Genomic DNA, 26,225 nt, shown 5'->3' with positions numbered 1-26,225 from the left:
AGCTAGAAGCAGAGCCAGAGCTAGAAGCAGAGCCAGAGCTAGAAGCAGAGCCAGAGCTAGAAGCAGAGCCAGAGCTAGAAGCAGAGCCAGAGCTAGAAGCAGAGCCAGAGCTAGAAGCAGAGCCTGAGTTAGAAGCAGAGCCAGAGCTAGAAGCAGAGCCTGAGCTAGAAGCAGAGCCTGAGCTAGAAGCAGAGCCTGAGCTAGAAGCAGAGCCTGAGCTAGAGGCAGAGCCTGAGCTAGAAGCAGAACCAGAGCTAGAAACTGAACCTGAGCTAGAAGCAGAGCCTGAACTAGAAGCAGAGCCTGAGCTAAAAGCTGAACCTGAGTTAGAAGCTGAACCTGAGTTAGAAGCTGAACCTGAGTTAGAAGCTGAACTTGAGTTAGAAGCTGAACCTGAGTTAGAAGCTGAACCTGAGTTAGAAGCAGAGCTTGAGTTAGAAGCAGAACCTGAGTTAGAAGCAGAACCTGAGCTAGAAACTGAGCCTGAGCTAGAAACAGAGCCAGAGCTAGAAGCTGAACCTGAATTAGAAGCAGAACCAGAGCTAGATGCTGAACCTGAATTAGAAGCAGAACCAGAGCTAGAAACTGAGCCTGAACTAGAAACTGAGCCTGAACTAGAAGCAGAGCCTGAGCTAGAAGCAGAGCCTGAGCTAGAAACTGAACCTGAATTAGAAGCAGAGCCTGAGTTAGAAGCTGAGCCTGAGCTAGAAGCAGAGCCTGAGCTAGAAGCTGAACCAGAGTTAGAAACAGAGCCTGAACTAGACGCAGAGCTTGAGTTAGAAGCAGAACCTGAGTTAGAAGCAGAACCTGAGTTAGAAGCAGAACCTGAGTTAGAAGCAGAACCTGAGTTAGAAGCAGAGCCTGAGCTAGAAGCAGAGCCAGAGTTAGAAGCAGAGCCAGAGTTAGAAGCTGAACCTGAGTTAGAAGCAGAACCTGAGTTAGAAGCAGAACCTGAGCTGGACCTAGAAGTCGAATCAGATCTACAAAGCTTGATGTCTGATATAGATGGTATTGAGCCTCAGAATGTTGACGACATGCTAGAAGAGCTCGAAGCTGAAGCTGAATTAGCGTCATTAGATGAAGCACTATTGGCAGAGGATGGGGAGATAGACTTAGGGGATGATCCGCTAGGTGATGAAGTTGATCTGCTAGCAGATGAGCCTTTACCTGAGCCGGATTTAGTGACACCCAGTGCTCAACTAGAAAGTTATCCAGAACTTGAGCTTGAAGAAATTGAAGAGCAAGAAATTTCTTTGGCTGAGGAGCCGTTCACTGAAGAAATGAGTGAAACAGAGCGTCAGCTTGCACAGAGCCTTGAAAGCCAACGTGATTTAAATGCAGATATTGAAGGTGACCTTGAAGCGCCTTTTGAAGATGATTTAGATGATTTATTTGGTGATTTAGATGGCGAGACTCAAGTAAGCGAATCGTCTAATTTAGAGGCGGGCACTTTATCTGAACTATCCAATGCGCAAGAGTTAGCACTTGACGATGCACTAGAAGATGAACTGGACGACCTAGGCATTGATTTAGATACTCCATTTGATGAAGATGCCGCGCTGGCTGCTATGGATGAAGAGGTGCTTAGCGAACCTCCCCAAAGCGCTCCTGAGCAAGTCCAAGCGTCACAAGATCTCGAAATTGATTTAGACACACCTTTTGACGAATCTGCTGCGCTAGCGTCATTGGAAGCTGAAGCGCCATTAACAGATGAACCTGAGGAGCTTAGCAGCGCTGAACTTGATCAAGTTACGGGGATATCTGACTCTGAACTGAATCTAGATGTAAGCGCAGATCCAGATGCATTTTTAGCGGAACTTGATGAAGCGGCCGAAGCTGATAGCGAAGTTGAGCCGCCTGTTGATATTGATGAAAATGCCATTGAAGATGCCTTTATGGCCGATCTTGAAGGCACTGACTTTAATGCTTTACTGGATGAGTTTGCTGAACCTGAAGCGCTTGATAGGGATCAAGAACCAGAACTTGAGGTCGACTTCGATGCGTTACTAAGTGAGGACTTAGATGATAAGTTCGAAGTTGAGGAGGATACGCAGCAGGTTGAATCTTCCTCAATGCCTGAAGATTTTCTAGAGATTGATGACTTACTCGCAGAAAGTGATGATGCAGTGACGAATGAAGAGCCGTACCAAGAGCCGAATATGGATGTGGGGTTAGATGATTTTGATGAGCTGCTTGCTGGCGATAATCCAACTGATGTGGATCTAGAAGAAGGTGGGTTCTCGGCAAAATTAGACCTAGCGAGAGCATATCTTGAGATAGAAGATTTTGACTCGGCGATGTCTGCGTTAGACGATGTGATGGAGAATGGTCCTGAGTCTGTTCAAGAAGAAGCTAGGTTACTTAAAGAGCAGATAAAAGAATAATGATGACATGATAAAGGGGGGCGATATCGTCCCCCTTTGCTTTTATTCCCCGCGCCAATAGCATAAAATGCCCGGCTATAATTTAGTGAAGAGTTTGCAAGTGTATGCGTGTAGTACTAGGTATCGAGTATAACGGTGGCAATTATTCAGGCTGGCAACGTCAAAGTCATGTGAGTAGTGTCCAAGAAGAAATTGAAACAGCGCTTTCGCGGATCTGTAATCATCCTGTTGAAATCGTATGTGCAGGTCGCACAGATGCAGGAGTACATGCGACAGGGCAGTTAGTTCATTTTGATACAGATGCTGATCGTGAAATGAGTGCGTTTACACTTGGTATGAACTCTCAATTACCTGACGATATTGCTGTGCGTTTTGCGCAGCAAGTTGATGATGAATTCCATGCACGCTTTAGTGCAACAGCAAGGCGATATCGCTATGTGATTTATAACCATACTTATCGTCCGGGCATATTAAGAAATGGCGTGACGCACTTCCATCACCCGTTAGATGAAAAAAGAATGCAGGCGGCTTGTCACCATATGCTAGGTGAGCAAGACTTTACCTCTTTCAGAGCGGTACATTGCCAATCGAATACGCCGTTTAGAAATATTCACCATCTGCAGGTCGATAGATTTGGTGATTATGTTGTTATTGATGTCAAAGCCAATGCATTTTTACACCATATGGTGAGGAATATTACAGGGTGTTTACTAGACATCGGTATTGGTGAGCAATCGCCTGATTGGATGGCAGAGCTGTTGGCTTTAAAAGACAGAACACAGGCGAGTGCAACGGCTAAACCAAATGGCTTGTACTTAGTGGATGTTGATTACCCTGAAAAATGGGGTATTCCTAAAATGTCGGTTGGTCCACTGTTTTTGCCGGAAGTTGAGATAAAAAAATAATTATTACTTAGGCGTGGATGAAACTGCATAAGCTATTTAATTATAAGTGATAACATTCCTTATACTGTGCATTAAAATCTCAGTTCCTCACGCGTCTATTACTTGTTAAGACTACTAAGACCAGTTTTTTATACCGCTGTTGCCTTAAACATGTTTTAATTGGGAAAATCTGTCTGTGTGTGCAGACTAATATACAGAATAAAGACAAGAGAGTTGCCAATGAGTTGGTTAGAAAAAATCTTGCCTAAAGCTGCTAAATCGGCAGGTAAGAAAGAGGTTCCGGAAGGAGTATGGGCAAAATGTACAGCCTGTGATTCCATCTTATACAAAGCTGAGTTAGAGAAGTCGCTTTATGTATGTCCTAAGTGTGACAATCATATGCGTATTTCAGCGCGTGAGCGCCTAGAGCGTTTCCTAGATGACGGTGAGCTTGTGGAATTAGGCACTGAGTTTGAGCCACAAGATGTATTGAAGTTTAAAGACTCTAAAAAGTACTCGGACCGTATTACTGCTGCACAAAAAGTCAGTGGTGAAAAAGATGCACTGATTGCGATGAAAGGTCGCTTGAAAGGCATGCCAGTTGCGGCAGTTGCGTTTGAATTCTCGTTTATGGGTGGTTCAATGGCGTCTGTTGTAGGTGCGCGTTTTGTTGCTGCAGTAAATGAGTGTCTTGAGCACAATATGCCGTTAATTTGTTTTTCGGCATCAGGCGGTGCACGAATGCAAGAAGCGTTATTTTCACTAATGCAAATGGCTAAAACCAGTGCTGCACTTGCAAAAATGAGTGAGCAAGGTTTACCGTTTATCTCTGTATTAACTAACCCAACTATGGGTGGTGTATCAGCTTCATTAGCAATGCTTGGTGATATCAACGTGGGTGAGCCAAAAGCACTGATTGGTTTCGCAGGCCCTCGTGTAATCGAGCAAACAGTACGTGAAACCTTACCTGAAGGTTTCCAGCGCAGTGAGTTCTTATTAGAGCACGGTGCGATTGATGTGATTATTGACCGTCGTGAAATGCGTGACTCTCTAGCACGTATGATTTCTAAGTTTATGGACTTGCCTTCTACAGAACAAGAGCATAGAGTAGCGTAAATTTTTCGAAATTGAGCTAGCTATGTCACACATCAAACCTAGCCAATCATCGAGCTTAGATGATTGGCTTTGTTATTTAGAGCAACTGCACCCTGCAAATATCGAAATGGGGTTAGAGCGTGTTGCCCAAGTCGCAAACAACATCCACTTGCTTGATACCCCTAGTAAAATTATATTGATCGGTGGCACTAACGGCAAAGGCACAACCGCTCGCTGTATGGAAGCAATGTTACTTTCACAAGGCTATTCAGTTGGCACCTATGCTTCCCCACACCTTATCCGCTACAACGAGCGTGTGCGTATTAATGGTCAAGAGTTGGCAGACCAAGATCATGTGGATGCATTTTATCAATTGGAACAAGGCCGCGGCGAAACGCAGTTGACCTATTTTGAATACGGCACGCTTGGCGCGCTGGCTCTATTCAAACGTTATGAAGTAGATTACGTGCTGCTTGAAGTAGGGTTAGGTGGGAGATACGATGCAACAAACATTGTTACACCTTATGCCAGTATTATTACTACGATAGACCTTGACCATAAAGAGTATTTAGGTGATACACGCGAGCTTGTAGGGTATGACAAAGCGGGTATTTTTAGAACTAACATACCTGCGATCGTGGGTGATCTTAATATCCCTCATACTGTGATAGATTATGGTGATGAAATTAACGCAGATATGATTTTATCAAAGCGTGATTTTGTCTTCACACCACTTGATAATGGTTTGCGTTGGCAGTATCAAGAGTACGATATGACGCTTACACAGCCTAGTATTCCAGCACAGAATGTAGCAACCGCGTTGACGGCGTTAGCACGATTAGAGCTGCTACCTGAGCAAGAAAAAATACCTGAGTTATTAGATAACTTACAGGTGGAAGGGCGCTTTCAAAAGCTCAGTGACTCTCCTTTAGTGTACACAGATGTTGCCCATAATCCAGAATCAGCGCGTTATTTACGTACAAAGTTACTCGACTTAAAAAATCAGGGCTTTAAAATTAATGTCTTAGTCGCTATGCTTGCTGATAAAGACAAAGCTGCTGTCATTGATGAGTTGAGTGATGTTGTAGATCAGTGGGCCTGTGCTTCCCTCAGTGGACCAAGAGCGGAAAGTGCCGACAACATGCGTGCAGTGTTAGGACAGGTTAAGCAACATGACGTTGCTGCGTATGAGTCTGTGCACCTAGCATTAGATACATTGCTACCTGAACAAGAAGCTAACTCAGCGCTCATTGTTTTTGGCTCATTCTTCACGGTTGCAGATGCCATACAGTATTGGAAAAAATAGAGAGTAAGACGTGAACTCAGGATTTGTAAATCGCCTCGTAGGTACCAGCATCATAGTGATTGCCGCCATAGTATTAATTCCAAATATTTTAGATGGCGAAAAAGTGCACTATAAAGAGGGGTTCCAACAAATTCCTGAGCGACCAGAATTTTCTTCTATAGATTTACAAGAGACTGTAGAGGCTCGCGCGGAATTGGCTGTGCAGCCAAAGCCTGAAGTGATAGAGGATATTCAAGCAGATGATATCACTGCTGATATAAACCTAGATGATACATCTGGAGTCTCAAATGATGCAGAGGCGAGTACACCAGCAGAAACGCAGGCTGTGCCATCTGAACCAGAGGCACAGACAGTCGCTGACGTACCAGTAGAGCAAGCAGAGTCTCAATTTAAGCAGCCTGTTGAAGCGCAGGTGGCAGAGCCAAAGAAAGTTGCGACTGTTGAGGTAAAGGCATCTGAGCCTGAGCGTCCAGAGCATTCTAACTTTTCGAAAATGGCGTACGTTATTCAACTGGGTAGCTTTTCTCACAAAGCCAATGTTGATGCGTTAACTGCAAAACTTAAGCTTAATGGATTCAAAACATTTACTCGCCCAGTAAAAACACCCAATGGTACTTTAACGAAAGTATTTGTTGGACCAGATTTAAATAAGCAAAAACTTGAAGCTAAGTTACCAGAATTAAAGAAGTTAACTAAACTTAATGGCCGTCTTACGCAATTTAAGGTTGCAAAATGATCTGGCAATTCTAGGGCGTGTCTTATAAAATGCGCCCAAAATTAACGACTTGTTGGTTATTATGATTTGGGTTGATTACGCCATATTTACAGTTGTCGGTATTTCTACCTTTTTTGGCCTAATACGCGGCTTTGTAAAAGAAGCTATGTCCCTTGTAGTTTGGGTTGGCGCATTCTTTATATCCAGTCTATTTTATCAATACCTATCCACTTTCCTTACCTTTGTTTCAGAACCCCTATTAAGAAACGCAGCAGCAATAGCCATACTATTTGTCGCAACGCTGGTATTAGGTGGATTAGTTAATTTTATATTGGGTGAACTTGTACAGCGTACAGGTTTATCTGGCACAGACCGTGTTGTGGGCATCTTATTTGGTGCTATGCGCGGTGTATTAGTCGTCAGCGCCCTGTTGTTCTTTCTCGATGCTTTCACCAAAGCCCCAGATACAGATTGGTGGAAGGCGTCGGTAGTAATCCCTGAATTTGGATTTGTTATTGAGTGGTTTTTCTCTTATTTGGAGAACAATTCGAGCTTTTTAAATTCAGCAAACCGTTAATCGGCGAGGAATTTTTTAATGTGTGGTATCGTTGGGATAGTCGGAACATCTCCTGTTAATCAGGCTTTGTATGACGGCTTAACTGTTTTGCAACACCGCGGTCAAGATGCAGCGGGCATCATTACCATTGACAATAATACGTTTAGCCTTCGCAAGGCAAACGGCTTGGTAAAAGACGTATTTCATACACGTCATATGAAACGACTACAGGGCAATATCGGTATTGGCCATGTGCGTTACCCTACAGCAGGCTCTTCAAGTTCCGCTGAAGCGCAGCCTTTCTATGTAAACTCTCCATTTGGTATTTCATTGGCACATAATGGTAATTTAACCAATGCGGCTGAGTTAAAAGAGCGTTTATTTACTAAGGCAAGACGTCATGTAAACACAACATCAGATTCTGAAATCCTGTTAAATATCCTTGCTTATGAGCTAGGTTGCAGTGACAAAATGAAGCTGGATGCAGATGACATGTTTACCGCAATTGCTGCTGTGAATGCACAGTGCTCAGGTGGTTATGCAAGTATTGCAATGATCATTGGCCACGGTATGTTAGCGTTCCGTGACCCTCATGGTATTCGCCCATTGGTATTTGGTAAACGTGACACAGACAATGGTACTGAGTACATGTTTGCTTCAGAAAGTGTTGCATTGGCGACAGATGGTTTCGACTTTGTTCGAGATGTTGCTCCAGGTGAAGCGATTTACGTGACTGAAGATGGCCAGTTCTTTTCAAAAATGTGCGCAGATAAAACCATGCTAGCGCCATGTATTTTTGAGTTTGTTTATTTTGCTCGTCCAGATTCGACCATCGATAGCATGTCAGTTTATGCATCACGTGTAAATATGGGTACTAAGCTAGGTGAAAAAATACAACGTGAGTGGGCGGATAAAGACATCGATGTGGTTATTCCAATCCCTGAGACCTCATGTGATATCGCCCTTGAAATTGCTTCTGTGCTCAACCTACCATATCGTCAAGGTTTTGTGAAAAATCGCTATATTGGCCGTACTTTCATCATGCCTGGACAAGAGCAGCGCAAGAAGTCAGTACGTCGCAAGCTTAATGCCATAGACAGAGAATTTGTCGGCAAAAACGTGCTATTAGTTGATGATTCAATCGTACGTGGTACTACTTCGGCGCAAATCGTTGAAATGGCAAGAGAAGCAGGTGCAAAAAATGTTTACTTTGCATCAGCAGCCCCTGAAGTACGCTTCCCGAACGTATACGGTATCGATATGCCATCGGCAGCTGAGCTAATCGCCCATGGCCGTGAACTTGAGGATATCAATGCGAGCATCGGTTCTGACGGTCTGATTTATCAGTCACTTGAAGACTTAATTGCAGCGGTTCGCATTGAAAACCCTGAGATCAGTCAGTTTGAAACATCGGTATTTGATGGCCAGTACATCACAGGTGATGTTGATCAAGACTACCTAAACCGTATCGATGCACTGAGAAATGACTCAGCAAAATCAACGCGTGAGCAAGCGATGTCAGCGAGCTTAGAGCTACATAATCAGGAAACAGGCGAAGGCGAATAAGCAACGCTAAAACTTGAATATATAAAAAAGGGCGATGGTGCATACCATCGCCCTTTTAGTTTGATTTCGTTTTTAGGATAAAAGCAAAGGCAGCGCGAATCACCACGCTACCTTAAGTAAATGTAGGGCTAATTATGCCATTCGTCCATAAAATAGCCGTTGCAGCAAGAATGATCACTAATAATATGAGTCCACAGGTGACCATTGAGCTGGCGTAGATAAAGCCTCTCTCTTCGGGAATATGCATAAGAATAGGTACACCCGTATAGAGCAAGTAGACAGAATAGGCAATAGAGACGATGCCAACACTGACCACAAACCATAGCTCTGGATAAATAGCGGCAATGGCTGACATGAAAAGTGGTGTTGAAGTGTAAGCTGCTAACTCAAGGGTTTGCGTGAAAGTTGGCGCTGCGCCAAAGGTGACCGCCATCCAATGCGCTAAATAGGCAAGTGCAAATACGCCGATGATCAGTGCAAAGTACATAGCAATTGCAATGAGCAGGGCACTTTCATGAGTAAGGTAGACAGCATCACCTGCGCCAATTTTCCAACCTAGGTGAACAGAAGAAATGTATCCCATAATGCTTGGGATCAGGGCTATTACTATCATATGGGATAGGCTAAAGCTGGCATTTTCATGATGGTTGTCAATCGTCTGCCACTCCTCAATTGGGTGAGCGTAGAGCCCCCACAAGTGGTTTAAAATCATACAAAGCCTCTCTTGTTGTTTGAGTGTTTTTTACACAACTTCAATTAACATATGAAATATTGGTTAAATTTTGTCAAGCAACTCGGGTTAAACGACAGGTGTACTTGATCCGAAACAATCAAGCCATGTGATTTCCGCTACGCCAAGATAGAGAGGCATGGTTTGTGTGTGATAGAATTGCGCAATTAGTTCGAAATATTTTGATGATGATGCTAGATAAATACGCAGATTTGCTTGCACCGATATACGAGTTCTTGGGTACACATACGCCCGATAGTTGGATTGAAGAGGCTAAAAAGCCTGAAAATTTACAACGACTTCTTGTTGACCATATGCATTGTGAATTAAAAGCGGCGCAGAGCGCAGCATTTTTAATTCGTAAATATGCCGTGGATAATGAGTCAGCAAAAACATTATTAGGTTGGGTAAAGCCTTATGAGGATTTTGTATATCGTAAAATAGGTGATGGCTCGTTTGCAGCAAGCAAAAACGAGTTAATTGGTAGCTTAACTGCAAAGCCAGAATATGCCTACAACCAAGATATATTAGACAAAATGGTGCGTCTTATTAAAGAAGAGCTGCATCACTTTGAGCAGGTGCTTGAGATCATTCAGCAAAGAGGCCTGCGTGTACAAAGCCTAAACGCATCTCGCTATGCTGCGGGTATGATCAAGCATGTGCGTACGTTTGAGCCAGCTGCGTTAATTGATAAGCTCATTATTGGAGCATTTATTGAAGCGAGATCGTGTGAGCGCTTTGCTAAACTTGCGCCGTTTTTAGATGACGAACTGGCGCGTTTTTATGTATCACTGTTGCGCTCTGAAGCACGTCACTACCAGGATTATATTGAGCTTGCTGAGCAAGTCGCACAGGCAACAGATCCAAAGCGTTTTGATGTGGCAGCGCGTATTGCCGAGTTTAAAGCCATTGAAAATGCGCTAATTGATACACCAGATGAAGATTTTAAATTCCACAGTGGTGTGCCAGTAGCGGCATAAAAAATTAATTAGCGCCCCGCGCGTCTGCTTGGAAAGTGCTCTATTTGCCTGTGTTTTCTAGTTGATGCGCGATATGCCTTCTCGCCTTTGAATACGATGCCAAACCATAGCAGCGCCGGCCAATACAAGAACGATAAAATCTCCAAGTTTTCAAAAAAGCTATAACAGATAAACACCGTCATTAAACACAATGCAGTTTGTGCTGTTTTAGAGTCTTGCGATTTCCATAAAAAGTAGATAAAGGTAAGTGCCATGGGCACAGCAAGGGCGATGGCGCCAACTATACCTTTGACGAAAAGTAGTCCATACCAGCTATGATGAGAGCCAATAGGCATACGCTCAACGAGTTTTGGCCCACGCTCAACAATACCGTGACCCCAAATAGGCGCTTCTGCTTCCCAACGCTGCACGGCTATATTGGCTAACGCTTGCCGTACCCGCGTTGAGCCCGGTCGCTGTTGTTTGACGGCTTCGTAAGAGTCCATCACCCATTGATACACAGGCTCACCAAGTAACAGTATAACGGGCACTAAAAAGCCGAGTAAAAATAAAAACCATGGCTCTTTGAATTTATCGCTGAACATCACCATAGGAAAAAGCATAATAAAAATGGCAATGCCGGCACGGGATTGAGAGAGCAACAGCATGGCCCAGCATCCAGCGATGGCCCAACGACGAATACGCGCGTTTTGCTCTTGCAGGCAAAATACCAGATAGATACAGGCCATAAACCCTGCTGCGGGAGCCCATGGAGTGAAGAAGCGCCATCTTCCAGCACCGGTTTCTGGGTTTATGCCGTAAAAACTCACCATAAAAAAGCTTTCCCCGGGCCCACCGATGACTTTTAACGGGGAGAGGAAAATATCGCCGGGTAAGCGACCTAAATAAAAAATAAAAGAAACAACAGCAAAGATCAGAGTTTGAATACCTATGATGCATACAGCACGGATCACGACTTCTTTACGAATTTGAATTAAGTTACCGATTAGAGGAAATAGCGCTAAAAGCGCCCAACCTTTCATCCAACCGATGGACGATTTTATGGTTTTTCCTATGCCTAATGACCAATTAAAATGAGCAATAATGAGCGCCACCAGCATCACCAGCATGGCGATGATCCATAGCCAAACCATAGGGTTAACGCGGCTATGTTTTTTATCAACTTCAACATAGAGTCGGGTGATCACCATAGCAAATAAGATCCAGCCAATCACTGAACCGAGGACGTATAGTGTGCCGGTTAAAAAGGAAGGGTAGGTCAGCACTAAGCCAGCCCAGACGACGAATTCCTCTGAGCTGACAAATTCTTTTTTCTCTCCTGGTAATGCTGACAGTAGTAGCATCCATTATCCTTTTGCTTTTGGCTTCTCAACAACGAGTGCCACGATTTCTCTGCGCTTATTAACCATTAATATAGCAAGTGATGTGAAAATCATCGCAAAAAGCGCCGCAGCAATGGCCAACCCTTTTTTCGGACTCACTGCTTTGAAAGCCATTGAAGGTGGCGTCATAAGTTGCACAATCGGATAGGAAGCAAACACATCAGCTTTACTTGCTTCTAAGCGTGCAGCAGCTGATGTGAATACCGCTTCTGCTAGGTCAAACTCTCGTTGCAGGCGTTCAAGTTCTGCAGCCTCACGTGCATATATTTTAATTTTTTCGTTTAACAACGTTTGGGCTTGGTCTAGTTCAACTAATTTTGCTTCTTTGCCTTTTTTAACAGCATACGCGTTAATAAGGTCTGCAAAAAGTTGCGCACGTTTTGGGTTATTCTTTAAATCTAGCGACGTGAATATGTGCGCTGCGTTTGGACCTACCAAACCTTGAGAGCGGTTGCGAAGCGACTGTTTTGAATATTCAAAGCGAGCAAATTCTGCTTTGACTTTAGGGTGACCCTCTCCCCAACGTGAACGATATTCGCTCAACTGAGATGCACTAGAGGTAAGTTCAGATAGATATCCACGAAATTCACTGTCAGACTGAAGTACAAACGCTTGACCTGCCATAGCAGGAGATACACCTAAGTCTACGCTCAACTGGCTGACATAGTCTTCGCCTTGGCCGATTTCAGCTTGGATCATCACCATTTTTTCTCTGATTGAAGATAAAGTAGCTGTTTCTCTTTGCAATTGCTCAGCAGAAACAATGAGTGAGCGCTGTTGAAAATCAATAATATTATTACGAGTTAGATTTAGACGCTCACGGTATTGGTCTAAAACAGCTTTGATGCTTTCGTCACGACGTTTAACCTCATCTGCACGTAAATGGTCAAGCTGTGCTTGTAGTGCGTCGTAGATAGCCCATGCTTTGTTTTGTGCAATTTGTGGTGAGCCGCCGGTTGTTTCTACATTCAAAATAGAGGTTTGCTCGGTTAAGCGCACTTTTGGATTGCCAAACTCGCGACCTGTTAGGTTCATTGTTTTAGCTGCGCTGTCGAGCAGGTTACGACTCATGATCATCTCTTTGTAGTTAACGCGCGGGTTATAGCCTTTACCGAATGGCGCACTGGTCGACGAGACAACTTGACCTACTTCGTCGATATTAACTTGGCTGTTTGCACCTGTACCTGGTAGCACAATGTCAAAATCACTTTTGAATGTGGGGGCTTTTTGCAAGTAGGCAATCACCAATAATGTAATGACAACATAGCTAATCGCACATGCAGCTAAGTATGGTCTGCGCAGCCAACGATAAATCGTTGCTCTAAAGCGGCTGTATGGCGTTGTAACTTGAAGTGCTGTACCCATGATACACCTCCTAAAACACCTTGAATGGTGCGACTAAGTCTAAAACGGTTTGCGCCACGTCTCTTAAATTTGTGATATCAGAGTCGTAACAGGCGATAGCGTCATTTGGCATTACGTATGGATTGATTTTATCTCTGTAAGGCATACGCATAAGTTGCTCGATTGAACGCTCAATAACTTGTGTCTGTTTTGTAATTGGGTGAGTGCTGACTAACACCACGCGACGAGGTGCGTTAGTATATGACTTGCCACCCACACAGTTTGCAGAGACTGCGGCTTGCAATAAACGCGTACCATAAGGCAGGCTACTTGAAAAACGACCGATGGCTGCGTTTGAATTACTCTCTGCAGAATCTATCAAGTTGGACATAAAGACTCGAAAGCCCTTTGGCGTGATCTGCGAGGGTCTAACCAGATGAGGTTGAAAACAGCCTGTGCTTGGCACGATGACTTGGTCACCGGCTATCAATGCGTAATCAGTTACCGGCTCGCCAGTTAAAATGCCCGTAAGGTCTACTTCTACCTGCCAACCTGAACGAATTAAAATCACTTGGTCGAGTTTTGCATCAGGGCGAATACCAGATGCAGTTCTGACCGCTTCCGACAATAAACGCTTTTTACTTTGGTCACCTGAAGCTGCAAGACGCTCTTGCTGTACTTGCGAGGGGATCGTTGCATTAATTGTCACACGACCTGGTTCAAACACAGCGCCAGATACTGGCACTTCTATGGATGCTAAGTTTAGTACTTTGATATTTACATCAAGCGTATGCGCTTTGAATATATTCGCTCTGATCAATGCTAGCTCAATGCGCTCACTTAAATGTTTGGTGGTCAAACCCGCTGCAAAAATAGGCTCAATCACAGGCATTTCCAGTAGGCCAGAGCTATCTAATATATAGCGACCATTGAAACCTTCACCAAACTCCATATTAATATCGATCAAGTCGCCCGGGCTCAGTGGTAAAGAATTTGCATCTTTTCCACCAAGTACTGGTACTGGCGCTTGGTTGTTAGGGTGTGTAACAATTGCTTTGTCAACGCGATACTGTTTTGAAATGGCAAATTCGTTCGCGCCAGAGCAATCTAAACCGGCTGCGAATACTGTGCCGGGCTCTGCTGGATTAATCACTGTGCCTTGTGCATCAGGGTGGCCATAAAAACGGTCGTCGTTATCTTCTAACTCTACTGTTCCGTCAATATGTGCACAGCCAGCAGTCAGCGCGATATTGCACACAAGTGCTAATATACTGAGCTTTGTTGTGATGCTGGTGACTGTCATAGTCTATTCCTTAATGAAAGATACTGTCTTAAATAAAGCATTAATTAGGCCAGTTGTCGAAATCATTAAAAAACAGGTGGTTACAATGTTATTTTGCGGTTTTTATATTGGCTTTTTGCAATTTGCATCGAGTGGTGTTTGCAAAATAGAAAAACCAGCCTCTGCTGGTTTTTCTATTTTGGGATATTGAATGTTTTTGGTAAACATTAATGCGACTTTTGAATGTATGAAACACCGCGCATCGCTGCGTTCTCTATAGTGTTATAAATACAGGCAGGTAATGTACTTAAATACGTACAAGCCCAAGTTGCTAGTGTGCGTTTTGGCTCTTCTTTTAAAATACGCCAATTAGTTTTAAGTGCTTGGTGCATTAACTTAATCGCCTGAGTGCTGTTTCTTGACTGAATCGCACGGCGGCATAAATAACGTAGCTGGTAAGCTTTTGCCAGTGAGGCATATTGATTGAAGAACGCCTCATGGCCGATACGGTTTTGGTCAACTGCATACTGCCAGCTGGTAAATTGCTTATGCAGGTTAGATGATAAGCCCGATGCATTGACGCGATAATAAGTCAGTGGCTGCGCAATACCTTCAAATTCAAAATCAGTATCTAGAGCCATTCTTAACCACATCTCGATGTCTTCAGACTGACGCAATTCTTCATCAAAGTATTGTGTCCATGCACGCATACCATCTTGAAATGCCACTGCATCAAATACCGCTTTTCTGATGACCGGAGCAGACCCATTACCGACAGGATTGCGGCAAAAAATTTGCTTTGTGGTGATGCCTGTTAAAGCGGGGAATTGGCCAATGCCAAGAGGCGCACCGTCTTCATCCACAAATAGAGATGGGCAGTAGCTCACACCCACTTTAGGGTTGCTGTCTAAGTGTGCGACATGTAATTCTAATTTTTTTGCTGACCAGAAATCATCGGCGTCCAGTAGGGCAATGTATTTACCTTTCGCTGCTCGAATTCCAGTGTTTCTAGCACCCGATAGGCCACGATTAAGTTGCTGAATGACCTGAATGCGTGAGTCATCAAACTGTGCGACTTTAGCCAGAGTATCATCACTACAGCCATCATCAACACATAAAATTTCAAAATCTTGATAAGTTTGCTTCAGTACCGAACCGATGCTTTGCTCAATATATTTACCTACATTGTACATAGGAATAACGACACTAACTGTTGGGTTGATTAAAGTATTCATAGCAAGCTCCTTAGGCGGCTTTGATGGCGCTGAATTTGACAAGAAGTACATTGATGGCAGGAAATACCAGCCATAATATGCTGCTCAAAAGTAAAACTAGGGCAAATGTGTCTGGCTGCTGTGGTGCGATAGCCAATACACCGATGATTGATACGATAAGGCAGAATGCACATTGCTGTGTTTCTAACTTAAATAGGCCTTTACTGCGTAGCATTGCGCTGTAGGTGTCTGACCATACTGTCGTGATTGCAATAAGGCACAATAAACTGGTTGTTGTAAAACTTGCCTGCCAATCTGCTGAAAAAAGAAACGGTACATAGACTGGCACCAAAACTGATTGGCATACAAAAATGGCAGATACGGCAGCGGTAACCAACATGATTTTTTGATTTAAATTGCCCGTTTGTGCATTTTTTTGTTGCTGGCAAACATATGGATATAGCGCGGTGATATAAGCTTGGCTGATTGACATGGCAAGTCCAATGCCCGCACTTTTAGCAAAGCTATAAAGGCCAAATAGTTCAGGTGAGAGTAATCTTGCTCCAATGAAGATGTCCATGTTCATACGCAGTGAACGCAAACCTTCAGCAGCAGCGAGTTGCGTAGAAGAACCGAGTAAATAAAAAAAGGTATCGCGCTTGAAGCCTATTTTATGAGGCAGAGTGTCAACCAGTGAAAAAGCGCCAAGCCATAACAGTGCAAATGCCCATTTTGCGTAAACAATTGATAGTAAGCCCGCGTCAAAATATAACGCAACGGCAATGGTGATGTTCTCTAAGATGATGCAACAACTGCTGATCATGCTAAACAGAGCCATACGGTTGTCGCGTTGGACTAAAAACGCACGGGTGCTGACTATTGGAAATATCAAATAGGTGAAAGCCATTAACGCCACTAAGGTGGTGATGTCATGCTCAGGGAAAAGCCAGTGGGTTGCATAGGCTGCAAGCAACTGTACTAAGAAAAGCGCTATGCACAGTAACCACTGTATGCACAAACCATTTGATAGATAATCAGGTAATTCACTGTCTTTTGCGCGAATGATTTGCGCGCCGGTGCCAGAGCGTAACAGTAAACGAATGACCTCATGAATACTCAGTGCCAACATAGCTGCGCCATATTCTACTGGGACCAAAAATGCTGCCATTGCCATGATGCTCAATAAGCGAGTAGCTTTAGCTACGACTTCTGCACCGACCAGCCAAGAGGTGTTACGTAGTAGGAGCTTCAGTGAATGTTTATTTGATTGCATCCGGTTTACTCTGTTTTAAGTGATACCTATATCAATCAATAATTACGCCAACTCTGATTTTATTTTTAACTTTATGTTATACCTAATTATTTTATGGTTTTTAGCTTTATCAAATGACGCTGTACTCGCAATTTGCAATGCAGATATTTTTTAATTTGCAAAGTGCCTATTGCCGCTAAGGCTCCCATTTTTGTATTTTGCGATACAAAGTTGATGGGCTAACTTCTAATAACCCCGCAGCTTTGACTACATTGTCATCACAGACTAATAAAGCTTGCTCAATGGCGAAGCGCTCAACCTCTGACAGTGGCACAATATTGCTGGCATCGGGCGTCGCTGTGCTCATTGATGGCGCAGCACCATTAGTAGGTATGGCATTGGCGGATGATTTGTCTTTAGGTTTGAAAAGCTCTTCACTGGGTTTTAAATGTAATTGTTGCATCAGAGTTTCTTCACTTACCATGGGACCGTCGGACATCACCACGGCACTGTGAATAAGGTTTTCTAGCTGTCTGACGTTACCAGGCCAAGCATAATTCAAAATGAGCTGTTCTGCGCGTTTGGAAAAACCAACAAAAAGCTTATTTTCCATTTCGCTAAATTTGTTGAGATAGAAGAGTGCAATTTGCAAAGGGTCTTCATCACGATCAGACAAGGCGGGCATATCTATCGCAATGACGTTAAGTCGATAAAATAGGTCTTCACGCAGCAGTTGCTGTTCAATGGCTTCAAGTGGGTTGCGGTTAGTTGCACAGACAAATCTCACGTCGACCTTTTCGACTTTGCCGCTACCGACGCGTTGAAAAGTTCCCGTTTGAATGAAGCGAAGAATTTTAGCCTGAAGCGCCATATCCATTTCGCCAATTTCATCCAAAAACAGCGTGCCACCATCAGCTAGGGTTGCTGCACCATCGCGGTTATTGGTCGCGCCAGAAAACGCGCCTTTAATATGGCCAAAAATTTCGGACTCCATCAATTCAGATGGAATCGCCGCACAGTTAATACAGACAAGTTCGTTGTTGTGACGAGGGCTTAAGTTGTGAATAGCCTCAGCGGCCAGTTCTTTACCTGTACCACTGGGGCCGGTGATAAACACATTAGCACGGCTCGGTGCAGCCTTATCGATACATTTATAAACAACTTGCATCGCTAAGGAGCCGCCAATAAAGCGTTGGAACTGAGATCTATGTTCTCGTTTATAGCGTTTTAGACTAGCGCGTAGCATGTTGCGCTCAGCAATGAGCATTTTTGTCTGTAGTGCCTGCTCAATGGTGATCCTGAGATTATCGTTATCCCATGGTTTTTGCATATAGCCCCAAACTTTTCCTTGGTTTATCGCGTCAATGAGCGCAGCTTGCTCTGTGAAAGCTGTCAGCATAATGCGAATGGTGTCTGGGTATTGTTCGGCGATGATGGCGAGTAGTTCATTGCCTGTCATCTCAGGCATATTTTTATCAGTGACGACCACATCTATGGACTCATTCGCCAAAATCTCAAGTGCGGCAGGTCCGCCTTCAGCGGTATGAATATGATATTGATCGGAGCGTAATGCTCGGCTGAGTGAGCGCAAAATATGTGGCTCGTCATCAACTAGCAAAATATTAAGTCCTGTTATTTTATCCATTCAAGCGCTCCTTTATTAATTTTTGTTCTCTATTAAGATATAGCAGTGTAACTCTCAGAGTTCCAAAGACTTTTGTCAGAAAGTAGCGGATATTTAATATTTATCACGATGTGATAAATATAACCGCAACAAGCATAGACAAAGATTCTGACTAACGTATAAAGATCCGACAATTTTGTTGTGACAGGGTGAGGGCGTGTGAAAAGGTGGAATAAAGTGCACTCCACGTAAGCAGAGCACACTTTGGCTTGGAGAGCTTACTTAAATGTATGGACTATTGTCTCGTCTGAATCGAGCGGAAACAGCACTTGGTTTGTCTCTAACATACTATCCACGCGAACCAGCATCGTTTTTGCAGTCTGTGGTAACGTGAGAGTGTGCTGTAGCTGCCCTGACGGATTAAATCTTAAAGTGGCAACAAGCGCTTTATTGCCCATCAGTTCATCTTCAACAGAGGGTACCTCGACATCAAACGAATAAACTTTGATGGTTCTTCCAGCTAATGATTCACCAAACACGTTTTCACCACTGAACTCCATTGTTACTTCATCGCTGGTTCTAAATTTAAAATCAGGCATAACATAGAGGTCTGTCGAATCTGTTGCTGCAGACTCTTTAAGCTCAGCCTGCGGCATGAAGTCTTCCATGGTCGCCGCAGGTTCTTGCTCTGGTGTTTGTGCCGGCTCCGTTTGCTGTGGTTCATTCGCTGCAGTGCTTGTATTTGCTGTTGCAGCAGGTTGCGTACTGGTTTGTGTCGCAGTGGGTGCTGGCGAGCTCGATTCAGAGCCGCCTCCACCTCCACAGCCTGTCATCAGAGTAGCCAGTAGGGTGATGCTGAACATTGCGGTTAAGTTAGTTACTGTTTTCATGGTGCGCTCCTAATTACTCTGATTCTGGCATGTAGTAGTGGGTGTCTCTGTCACTGGTTTTGTACCAATCCTGTGCTTGTGCACCGCTTGATTCAACCCAGGTCTCGTAGTTAGGGTAGGCCCATAACACATCAATATATTCACGCGGGTAGTTAAACTCTTCGCTCACTGTCAGTGCCCATGGCAAGTTATCAGCCGTTCTAAAATAACGGTTTAGGCTTGGATCTGATGAGTCATCCACCTTACCAAAGCGCGTTTGGTCGAATAAGTCTGTTGGCGGATAGTCAGCCATGTGAACTTCAATGGTGCGATCTGCTGTTCTGAAGATAAAGAAGTCTAAGTCCGCGATGCTAAGTGAAGGTTGAGATGCTTCAAATGTCACATCGAGTGTAAACGGTATTGGCTCGAAATAGCTGCATTCTTTCACTGTGTTAAAGTGCGTACACTTGCCTGACTCACCGGTTTGAGTGAATAGCTGTGTATTGCTCCAAAGTTGTAACACGGCATTTGTTTGATACTCCTCAACATTCTTTTCAAACGTCTGACCGTCAATGGTGACAGTGGCCTTTTCAATTAGCGCCGGTGCTGAGTCTAATATGCGAAGCGCATAGCCATTCTCATATGCGGCACCACGGGCAGTGATCCAACCATGTAAAATAAACCCACTGACCTCGTTGTTGGCATCAAAAGTTGTTTGTATGCGTTGCTTCACCACTAAATCATTTAAGTCATAATCACCGCGCTGTGGCCAATTATCTTCATAAGCGAGTGTTGACACTCCTGTCTGTGAAGGAAAATACTGACTGTGCGAACGTCTAAAATCATTCGGAAATTCGTCCTGTTCATCAGGTATGCCATCAGCGTCGCTGTCGTTGGCTTCGGGCATAACAACAAGGTTACTCGATTGAATAGCGGTGCCTGGACTACTTTGCACACTAAAAACAGCATCGTTAAAGTCGTTGTCACCCCAAGTGCGCGGTAAGTCTTCGAAGCCAATAACCACTTCTTGTTCTTGCTCATCGTATAAAAGCACGCAATGCTGTCTTAAGTCTTCAGTCGGTTCAGGGTTGAGCGATGAAATTGAATAGTAGTAAGGGATCTGCCAGTTTTTAACCCCAGTGTAGTACCAAAAACCATTTGCTGCGACGAAAAAGCCGATACTGGTGCCCGCAGGGTGTGTGCCGATACTGACGCGGTGACCGTTGGTCAAATGTGGATAGCTCAAATTAGGAAATACGATGGTTTCTTGTATTTGATCCGCTGACGTAGGCGGGTTTTCTGGGTCGAAAGTGAAGTAACCAAAAGAGTTTTTATATCCGGCGCCTTCATGAATAAAGGTAATAAAGACTTCTGCTTCTTCTACTAAGTGTATTGTAGAGCCACTGTCACCAGTTATGAAAGCTTCGTTAACTTTTGCTTCGGGTAGTGCATTGCTGATACGTTGGAAAAAATCACTACTATACTCGTCGCGTGCATAAATTAAGCTGTCTGGTTTACCTGTATTTTGGTTATATCCACCTGGCCACGCTTGCCCAGATTGGAACTGCCATACGTAGTTGCCATCGACCAGCTGTACAGCAACCGCGCTAGATGCCATGGTGCAAAGTGCAGCAGAAACGCACATCTTTGTGAAATAGCTCATAACGTGTAGACCTTGTTTTCGATTAAGTTGATAAAACAAGAGCAGCAACTGTGCCAGAAAATAAAGTGTTTAAATTACAGTGTTTTGTGTTTTTTTATGTGTTTTTAAGGAGGTTTTTTTTGCAAATTAATACGCATATTTTTTAGATTTCTTAAAATGAAAAAATATTTCTTGTGCAAACTTATGTTGAGTTTGCTTTATTTAAAAAAGGCACGAACTCATATTAAGGAGCGGTAAGTGACAAAGAATAAAAATGAGACACTGGTATTTAGCGTGGCTTTAAATGGTTACCAATGGCGTTATAGCCACTGTATAAAAAGTCAAAAGCGATATGCAAAAAAAATGGGGTATGACTACGTAGTTATTACTCGCCCTCTATTTACCTCGTTAGGGGTAGAGTGCTGTTGGCTTAAGCTGTTACTTTTAAAAGCTGCGTTACAGGCGGGCTATATTAATGTGTTGTTTGTTGATGCTGATGCATTCGTACAAGATGATTGCCCACAGATTGAATCGCTACTTGTTGCTGATAAGTTCATATATATGGCCCACGGTTTTAGTGGCGAAATCAATTCAGGCGTGATGTTAGTGCACAATACTTCTGCTGCAGTCGCGTGGTTTGAACAAGTGCTTGGCGAGATTGAAACCCCAGTGGCCGAGTCGAAAGGAATTGGTTGGGGGGAGAATGGGCATGTCGCGCATTTTGCTAAAAGCACCGATGGATTTCAGTTGATTTCGGATAAATGGAATAACACGCACTCTAAAGACATGACGGATTATATTCGTCACTTTAATTATGGCCCTTTGAAAAATAGCTTTTTTGATAAAATGGTCCATAAAATCATTTTTAAAGTGAGTAAGCTGCTGCTTAAGTGCGACCTTAATGATGCCCAGCAACAAGGTAAAAAGCTCACCGTTGTTAACAGTAAACTGCCAGCGTTATTTAACAGAGTTCGTCGTATTTATCCACAATTTAGTAAGTAGTAGGGAAGTATAATAAATTGTAGCTCCCATATTTTTTAAATTAAAAATCACTTCTCGTTGTGCTTTGCAAATTAAGAAATTCTATTCACTCTAAAATTGAAAATTTGAATTAAATTAAGTTAATTCAAAGTTTTAAATTTTTTATTTCATTTGGCACAGTCCTCGCAACTACCTCTACAACAGAGATTATGGAGGTGGTGACATGGCTGCTCAAACTAACAAACACAAGATTGCATTTACAGGAAAAACAAGTGCAACACGCAATGTAATTAGATTTACGTTTGCAATCGTTTTGATGGTCGCTTTGCTTCCTTTATACATCTTAAACACTTTATTTAGCATGCTAGTTTTAAAGGCACCAATCAAACGTGAAAACTGGATTGATGTCGGCGGTGATGTGGTTGAGTTATATAGCTGGCAAGTGGGTCCATTCAAATCGAGCGCAAACATTATTAACGTTGCAATGGGTCAAGTTCACTTTGTTGGGACCCCCATTATTCGCGGCACAACGTCAATACCAAATGTAAAGCGCTTCAAATCACCATGCGAAAAAGCGGGTTTATATGATTGTTTGCAGTTACATCGCGCTACAGGTTTAGTTGCAAGTGATGAGCTAACCTTGCTGGAAGCTCAGGCGAAGCATAACTGCCTTCAAGATGCGATGATGGTTTTAAAGTTAGTTGTGTGTAAGGCGCTGTATAAAAAAGGTGGCAGTACACAAGGTAACAGCCAGATGTTTGGTATACCGTTCGCGAATACCAAAATGCATGATGCGATTAATTGGGTATGTCAAAGCGAGCAAACACAGACAAACTGCCGTGTCGGTTACTTCCTTAATGTGAATTCAATTAACTTGGCTGCGAGCAATAAAGCATTACACAGCACGCTGTGTGCTAGCGATAAGAACTTTGTTGACGGTTCTGGCATGCGAATAGCGGCACAGCATTCAGGTATCGATTTAGCGGATAATGTTAACGGTACTGACATGCTACCACTGTTGTGTCAGCAGGCTGTACAAACAGAACAATCATTATTTTTGCTAGGAGCAAAAGAAGGTGTTGCTGAAAAAGCGGGCGAGGCATTACAAGAAAAATATGCAGGCTTAGACATTCGCGGCACGCATCACGGTTACTTTAACAGTGATGACGACATCATCGAGCAAATTAATCAAAGCGGAGCGACCATTTTGCTGGTGGCTCTAGGATCACCTCGCCAGGAACTATGGCTTGCTAAAAACAAACATCGTTTAAATTGCCAGTGTGCATTGGCAGTAGGTGGTTTATTTGACTTCTTTTCTGGGGCAATTCCAAGAGCACCGCTCTGGATGCGCGAAATGGGCTTAGAGTGGGTATGGCGTTTAATGCAAGAGCCAAAATCCAAGTTCAATCGCTATGTCATTGGCAACCCAGTGTTCTTATTCCGAGTTTTCATTTTAAAACAATCTATCAGAGGGCTTTAATCATGGATATCACAACTAAAATTGCGACAAACGTGACAGCTGCATCAACTAAAACAGTAAAGAAAGTAACGAAACACCATATTGACGGTGTCCACCACGGCATTCCAGTGTGGTTCCAAAGAGCGGTTGCAGCGCTAGGCTTATTAGCTATTAGCCCTCTATTATTACTATTGATGTTGGCGATTAAACTAGAAAGCAAAGGGCCAGTGGTATTTCGTCAAACGAGAGTAGGTAAATTTGGTCGTCGTTTCACTATGTACAAGTTCCGTTCAATGTATATGCAGGACGACCCGCGCTTCCAAGCGCCTGACCAGAAAGACAGTTCTAGAGAGGGTGTATGTCAAAAGTATATCCATGACCCTCGCATCACTTGTATTGGTCGTTTCATTCGTAAATATTCGATTGATGAGTTACCGCAGTTATTGAACGTTGTAAGAGGTGACATGATGTTAATTGGTCCAAGACCAGCACTAGAGATGGAAGTTGCACAATACAAACCAGCACAGCTGTCACGTTTAAATTCAGAACAGGGTTTAACAGGTCTTTGGCAAGTAACTGGCCGTGCAGATACGACGTTTGAACAGCAAGTGCAATTGGACGAGCAGTATATTGTTGAGCAGAGCATTATGAGCGACGTTAAGATTTTACTAAAAACCGTACCATGTGTAGTAGGTGCAAAAGGTGCATATTAAAATTCAATCCCTTCACTTTATCCAGCCAGTAACTTATTTACTGGCTTTTTTATTTTAAAAATCCCCGCATTTTGCATTTTCGTTCTGCAAATTCTCATAGTGAAAATACCCACCATTTATTTCGGTGCTAGTTTAAATTATTGATAATAAACAATTTAAAATTAAATTTTGTTTTGGCACAACCCCTGCAATATCTAGGTATAGACACAGAGTTGAGGACTACACATGCAAAGCAAACACGACATATATGTTGTTGGTTACTACGGCATGCGCAACAGCGGAGACGATGCGCTGATGTTAGCAAGTATAGAAGGTGCAAAAAGCACATTCGGTAGTAACAACATCGCTGTTAATGCCAGCAATCAATATGGCTTAGTGAGACAGCTAGAGGTACAAGGTCAAGCGCCGATGTTGTTTAGAGGCCACCAAAGAGTAACGCATTACAAACGTGCGTTTAATGCAAAGAAAATTGTTTTTGGTGGTGGCTCTGTATTGCATTCAAGCAGAGATATTGCACAAAAGTGTCATATGGTCACTCTGTGTGGCAAGCAATCTAGCTATGCAGTTGGTGTTGGGATTGAGGATTTCAAAACAACAGCAGATGAAAAGCAGTGTGCGAAGTTTTTAAACAAATGTCATTTCACCGGTGTAAGAGATGCGAAAAGTTTTGAAATTGCGAAAGCGATTGCACCGAATGCCAATATAGCGCAGACATTTGATTTGGCACCTTCGCTGTTACATTACTTCGGCAATTCAATTCAAGCAATTGAGCGCAGAGGTGTTGCATTTAATTTCTGTCAGCAAGCGATTAACGCTTTTGGTGAAGCAGATCAGTTAAGTGAACGAGCCAGAATCAGAAAAGCGGTTAAGTTGATGACTGCTATTTGGGAAATGACACGTGAAGATATTTACCTTGTAGATTTTAACGACCACAGCACTTTAGGCGATAACAATGTGCACGAGCAAATTCTTCGCAAAATGCCAAGTTATGTACCGGTTAAACGTATTCGTTATACAGTGAATCCACTGCGCTTACTACAAAGCATGGCAATGTTTAAAGCAGTGATTGGCATGAGGCTACATGCAGCAGTTTATGCCTACATGGTGAATACGCCGTTTATTAACTTGCAGTATCACAGTAAGTGTAAGCAGTGGTCAAAGCAAATTGGTATGGCAGACATGTATCAATTTGATGCCAATGACTATGACCCACTAGAGGTCATCAATATTACAAATCAGGTTGTATCGGGTCACTGTGTAGCACCAACACTACCAGTAGAACAAGCGGTCGCATTATCAATGAATAATTGGAGCAATGAATATGAACAGCATCAAATTCTCAGTTGTTATCCCTCTGTACAATAAGCGTGATTGCATCGAACGAGCAATTAACAGTGTGGTTGCTCAGAGCTATGAAGCAGATGAAATCATTATCATTGATGATGGCTCTACAGATGACAGTGCAGATATTGTCAGTGCTTTAAATATCAGTAACGTAAAATTAGTGAAGCAGGCAAACCAAGGTGTATCAGAAGCGCGTAATGCAGGTGCTAATATCGCTAAGAATGAGTTTATTGCTTTTTTAGATGCTGATGATACATGGTCGCCATTTTTCTTGAATCGCATTGCCGATTTAATTAATCAATACCCAAACATGGGCTTATATGCAACGCGTTACCAAAAAGTATACGGTGATAATGATTATAAAGACGCAAAAATTGCGTTGACTCAATGGGATGCTAACGGCTATGAAATGGATAACTATTTCGCGGTCGCAGCAAGTGGGGACTTACCATTTACCATGTCGAGTATTGTTGTAAGAAAGTCGACATTTGATGAATTAGGTGGCTTCCCGCGCGGTGAGTGGATGGGAGAAGATCAGAGCTTTTATATTAACTTTGCTTTGTACTCGCGTATTGCCTACTCTCCGTTAATTGAAAGTTTTTATTTTCAAGGCACTCAAAACAGTGCGTGTGACAAGGCTCCACCAAAAGAGTTATGTCCATTTGCTGAGCGTTTGTTGGAAGATGTGAAAGCAGGGCGTATTGCACCAAAGTTAGAGCAGATGGTATTAAAGTATGTTGGCGCACATATTTGCGATTTGGCTAAACGCCATATCAAACATGGCTCTTATAATTATGCCGCACAGTTACTGTCAAACCCAGTATCTCGCACGAAACCGGTTCATTGGAGCTTTTACAAGCTGGTATCTACGCCAATGTCGATTTTTTCTAAAGCAGCATAGAC

The 26,225-nt window shown here is 43.2% G+C and carries 22 protein-coding genes; 13 read left to right on the top strand and 9 right to left on the bottom strand.

Annotated elements, in window-relative coordinates; all coding sequences use genetic code 11:
• The 7 genes from QNM16_RS09825 to purF all read left to right on the top strand — a co-directional run.
• On the top strand, positions 1 to 2,384 hold a 2,384-nt coding region (locus tag QNM16_RS09825), incomplete at its 5' end, for a FimV/HubP family polar landmark protein (RefSeq protein ID WP_284020310.1).
• Positions 2,385 to 2,488: 104 nt separating this feature from the next.
• Complete coding sequence (truA, locus tag QNM16_RS09820) at positions 2,489 to 3,289, top strand: tRNA pseudouridine(38-40) synthase TruA (protein ID WP_284020309.1); 801 nt, start codon at positions 2,489 to 2,491, stop codon at positions 3,287 to 3,289.
• Positions 3,290 to 3,508: 219 nt separating this feature from the next.
• Positions 3,509 to 4,384, top strand: a complete 876-nt coding sequence (accD, locus tag QNM16_RS09815; protein ID WP_046357907.1) for an acetyl-CoA carboxylase, carboxyltransferase subunit beta — start codon at positions 3,509 to 3,511, stop codon at positions 4,382 to 4,384.
• A gap of 22 nt (positions 4,385 to 4,406) precedes the next feature.
• Positions 4,407 to 5,669 carry a bifunctional tetrahydrofolate synthase/dihydrofolate synthase gene (gene folC / locus QNM16_RS09810; RefSeq protein ID WP_284020308.1) on the top strand — a complete coding sequence of 421 codons (1,263 nt, stop codon included), beginning with the start codon at positions 4,407 to 4,409 and terminating at the stop codon, positions 5,667 to 5,669.
• Between the two features lie 10 nt (positions 5,670 to 5,679).
• Positions 5,680 to 6,405: an SPOR domain-containing protein gene (locus QNM16_RS09805; protein ID WP_284020307.1), complete on the top strand. Its 726-nt coding sequence runs from the start codon at positions 5,680 to 5,682 to the stop codon at positions 6,403 to 6,405.
• Positions 6,406 to 6,466: 61 nt separating this feature from the next.
• Positions 6,467 to 6,961, top strand: a complete 495-nt coding sequence (locus QNM16_RS09800; protein WP_039608475.1) for a CvpA family protein — start codon at positions 6,467 to 6,469, stop codon at positions 6,959 to 6,961.
• A gap of 18 nt (positions 6,962 to 6,979) precedes the next feature.
• Positions 6,980 to 8,506 (top strand): amidophosphoribosyltransferase, encoded by a 1,527-nt coding sequence (gene purF / locus QNM16_RS09795; protein ID WP_284020306.1) that lies wholly within the window; start codon positions 6,980 to 6,982, stop codon positions 8,504 to 8,506.
• Between the two features lie 112 nt (positions 8,507 to 8,618).
• On the opposite strand, the gene QNM16_RS09790 is transcribed toward purF, so the two are convergent.
• A complete protein-coding gene (locus QNM16_RS09790) occupies positions 8,619 to 9,218 on the bottom strand; it encodes a Yip1 family protein (protein ID WP_284020305.1) in 600 nt (199 codons plus the stop codon).
• Between the two features lie 209 nt (positions 9,219 to 9,427).
• On the opposite strand from QNM16_RS09790, the gene miaE reads away from it, so the two are divergent.
• Positions 9,428 to 10,216, top strand: coding sequence for a tRNA isopentenyl-2-thiomethyl-A-37 hydroxylase MiaE (gene miaE, locus QNM16_RS09785; protein WP_284020375.1), 789 nt, complete (start codon positions 9,428 to 9,430; stop codon positions 10,214 to 10,216).
• Positions 10,217 to 10,224: 8 nt separating this feature from the next.
• On the opposite strand, the gene QNM16_RS09780 is transcribed toward miaE, so the two are convergent.
• From QNM16_RS09780 to QNM16_RS09745, 8 genes are all read right to left on the bottom strand, one after another.
• Positions 10,225 to 11,559: an O-antigen ligase family protein gene (locus QNM16_RS09780; protein WP_046357912.1), complete on the bottom strand. Its 1,335-nt coding sequence runs from the start codon at positions 11,557 to 11,559 to the stop codon at positions 10,225 to 10,227.
• A gap of 3 nt (positions 11,560 to 11,562) precedes the next feature.
• Positions 11,563 to 12,963: a GumC family protein gene (locus tag QNM16_RS09775; RefSeq protein WP_284020304.1), complete on the bottom strand. Its 1,401-nt coding sequence runs from the start codon at positions 12,961 to 12,963 to the stop codon at positions 11,563 to 11,565.
• A gap of 10 nt (positions 12,964 to 12,973) precedes the next feature.
• Positions 12,974 to 14,245, bottom strand: coding sequence for a polysaccharide biosynthesis/export family protein (locus QNM16_RS09770; protein WP_237139613.1), 1,272 nt, complete (start codon positions 14,243 to 14,245; stop codon positions 12,974 to 12,976).
• Between the two features lie 206 nt (positions 14,246 to 14,451).
• Positions 14,452 to 15,459, bottom strand: a complete 1,008-nt coding sequence (locus tag QNM16_RS09765; protein ID WP_284020303.1) for a glycosyltransferase family 2 protein — start codon at positions 15,457 to 15,459, stop codon at positions 14,452 to 14,454.
• A gap of 10 nt (positions 15,460 to 15,469) precedes the next feature.
• On the bottom strand, positions 15,470 to 16,711 hold the full coding sequence (locus QNM16_RS09760) for an oligosaccharide flippase family protein (RefSeq protein WP_284020302.1): 1,242 nt from the start codon (positions 16,709 to 16,711) through the stop codon (positions 15,470 to 15,472).
• Between the two features lie 175 nt (positions 16,712 to 16,886).
• Positions 16,887 to 18,335, bottom strand: coding sequence for a sigma-54-dependent transcriptional regulator (locus tag QNM16_RS09755; protein ID WP_284020301.1), 1,449 nt, complete (start codon positions 18,333 to 18,335; stop codon positions 16,887 to 16,889).
• Between the two features lie 257 nt (positions 18,336 to 18,592).
• On the bottom strand, positions 18,593 to 19,204 hold the full coding sequence (locus QNM16_RS09750; RefSeq protein WP_284020300.1) for a hypothetical protein: 612 nt from the start codon (positions 19,202 to 19,204) through the stop codon (positions 18,593 to 18,595).
• Positions 19,205 to 19,217: 13 nt separating this feature from the next.
• Positions 19,218 to 20,846 (bottom strand): LruC domain-containing protein, encoded by a 1,629-nt coding sequence (locus tag QNM16_RS09745; protein WP_284020299.1) that lies wholly within the window; start codon positions 20,844 to 20,846, stop codon positions 19,218 to 19,220.
• A gap of 237 nt (positions 20,847 to 21,083) precedes the next feature.
• Here QNM16_RS09745 and QNM16_RS09740 point away from each other — a divergent pair, with 237 nt between their 5' ends.
• The 5 genes from QNM16_RS09740 (at position 21,084) to QNM16_RS09720 (ending at position 26,223) form a co-directional block, all read left to right on the top strand.
• Positions 21,084 to 21,827, top strand: coding sequence for a hypothetical protein (locus QNM16_RS09740; protein WP_284020298.1), 744 nt, complete (start codon positions 21,084 to 21,086; stop codon positions 21,825 to 21,827).
• Positions 21,828 to 22,029: 202 nt separating this feature from the next.
• Complete coding sequence (locus tag QNM16_RS09735; RefSeq protein ID WP_284020297.1) at positions 22,030 to 23,286, top strand: WecB/TagA/CpsF family glycosyltransferase; 1,257 nt, start codon at positions 22,030 to 22,032, stop codon at positions 23,284 to 23,286.
• 2 nt (positions 23,287 to 23,288) lie between these two features.
• Positions 23,289 to 23,978 carry a sugar transferase gene (locus tag QNM16_RS09730; protein WP_284020296.1) on the top strand — a complete coding sequence of 230 codons (690 nt, stop codon included), beginning with the start codon at positions 23,289 to 23,291 and terminating at the stop codon, positions 23,976 to 23,978.
• Between the two features lie 225 nt (positions 23,979 to 24,203).
• Positions 24,204 to 25,343 carry a polysaccharide pyruvyl transferase family protein gene (locus QNM16_RS09725; protein ID WP_284020295.1) on the top strand — a complete coding sequence of 380 codons (1,140 nt, stop codon included), beginning with the start codon at positions 24,204 to 24,206 and terminating at the stop codon, positions 25,341 to 25,343.
• On the top strand, positions 25,300 to 26,223 hold the full coding sequence (locus tag QNM16_RS09720) for a glycosyltransferase family 2 protein (protein WP_284020294.1): 924 nt from the start codon (positions 25,300 to 25,302) through the stop codon (positions 26,221 to 26,223). The genes QNM16_RS09725 and QNM16_RS09720 overlap by 44 nt, the downstream gene beginning before the upstream one ends.
• The last annotated feature ends 2 nt before the right edge of the window (positions 26,224 to 26,225 follow it).

The organism is Pseudoalteromonas umbrosa (assembly GCF_030125375.1).
Classification (GTDB): Bacteria; Pseudomonadota; Gammaproteobacteria; order Enterobacterales; family Alteromonadaceae; genus Pseudoalteromonas; species Pseudoalteromonas umbrosa.
This window is presented reverse-complemented; position numbering and strand designations above follow the sequence as displayed.

Bases quoted from the DNA above. Each gene is read 5' to 3' on its own strand.
- truA (WP_284020309.1), top strand. From the start codon at position 2,489: ATGCGTGTAGTACTAGGTATCGAGTATAACGGTGGCAATTATTCAGGC.
- accD (WP_046357907.1), top strand. From the start codon at position 3,509: ATGAGTTGGTTAGAAAAAATCTTGCCTAAAGCTGCTAAATCGGCAGGT.
- folC (WP_284020308.1), top strand. From the start codon at position 4,407: ATGTCACACATCAAACCTAGCCAATCATCGAGCTTAGATGATTGGCTT.
- QNM16_RS09800 (WP_039608475.1), top strand. From the start codon at position 6,467: ATGATTTGGGTTGATTACGCCATATTTACAGTTGTCGGTATTTCTACC.
- purF (WP_284020306.1), top strand. From the start codon at position 6,980: ATGTGTGGTATCGTTGGGATAGTCGGAACATCTCCTGTTAATCAGGCT.
- QNM16_RS09790 (WP_284020305.1), bottom strand. From the start codon at position 9,218: ATGATTTTAAACCACTTGTGGGGGCTCTACGCTCACCCAATTGAGGAG.
- miaE (WP_284020375.1), top strand. From the start codon at position 9,428: ATGCTAGATAAATACGCAGATTTGCTTGCACCGATATACGAGTTCTTG.
- QNM16_RS09780 (WP_046357912.1), bottom strand. From the start codon at position 11,559: ATGCTACTACTGTCAGCATTACCAGGAGAGAAAAAAGAATTTGTCAGC.
- QNM16_RS09775 (WP_284020304.1), bottom strand. From the start codon at position 12,963: ATGGGTACAGCACTTCAAGTTACAACGCCATACAGCCGCTTTAGAGCA.
- QNM16_RS09770 (WP_237139613.1), bottom strand. From the start codon at position 14,245: ATGACAGTCACCAGCATCACAACAAAGCTCAGTATATTAGCACTTGTG.
- QNM16_RS09765 (WP_284020303.1), bottom strand. From the start codon at position 15,459: ATGAATACTTTAATCAACCCAACAGTTAGTGTCGTTATTCCTATGTAC.
- QNM16_RS09760 (WP_284020302.1), bottom strand. From the start codon at position 16,711: ATGCAATCAAATAAACATTCACTGAAGCTCCTACTACGTAACACCTCT.
- QNM16_RS09755 (WP_284020301.1), bottom strand. From the start codon at position 18,335: ATGGATAAAATAACAGGACTTAATATTTTGCTAGTTGATGACGAGCCA.
- QNM16_RS09750 (WP_284020300.1), bottom strand. From the start codon at position 19,204: ATGAAAACAGTAACTAACTTAACCGCAATGTTCAGCATCACCCTACTG.
- QNM16_RS09745 (WP_284020299.1), bottom strand. From the start codon at position 20,846: ATGAGCTATTTCACAAAGATGTGCGTTTCTGCTGCACTTTGCACCATG.
- QNM16_RS09735 (WP_284020297.1), top strand. From the start codon at position 22,030: ATGGCTGCTCAAACTAACAAACACAAGATTGCATTTACAGGAAAAACA.
- QNM16_RS09730 (WP_284020296.1), top strand. From the start codon at position 23,289: ATGGATATCACAACTAAAATTGCGACAAACGTGACAGCTGCATCAACT.
- QNM16_RS09725 (WP_284020295.1), top strand. From the start codon at position 24,204: ATGCAAAGCAAACACGACATATATGTTGTTGGTTACTACGGCATGCGC.
- QNM16_RS09720 (WP_284020294.1), top strand. From the start codon at position 25,300: ATGAACAGCATCAAATTCTCAGTTGTTATCCCTCTGTACAATAAGCGT.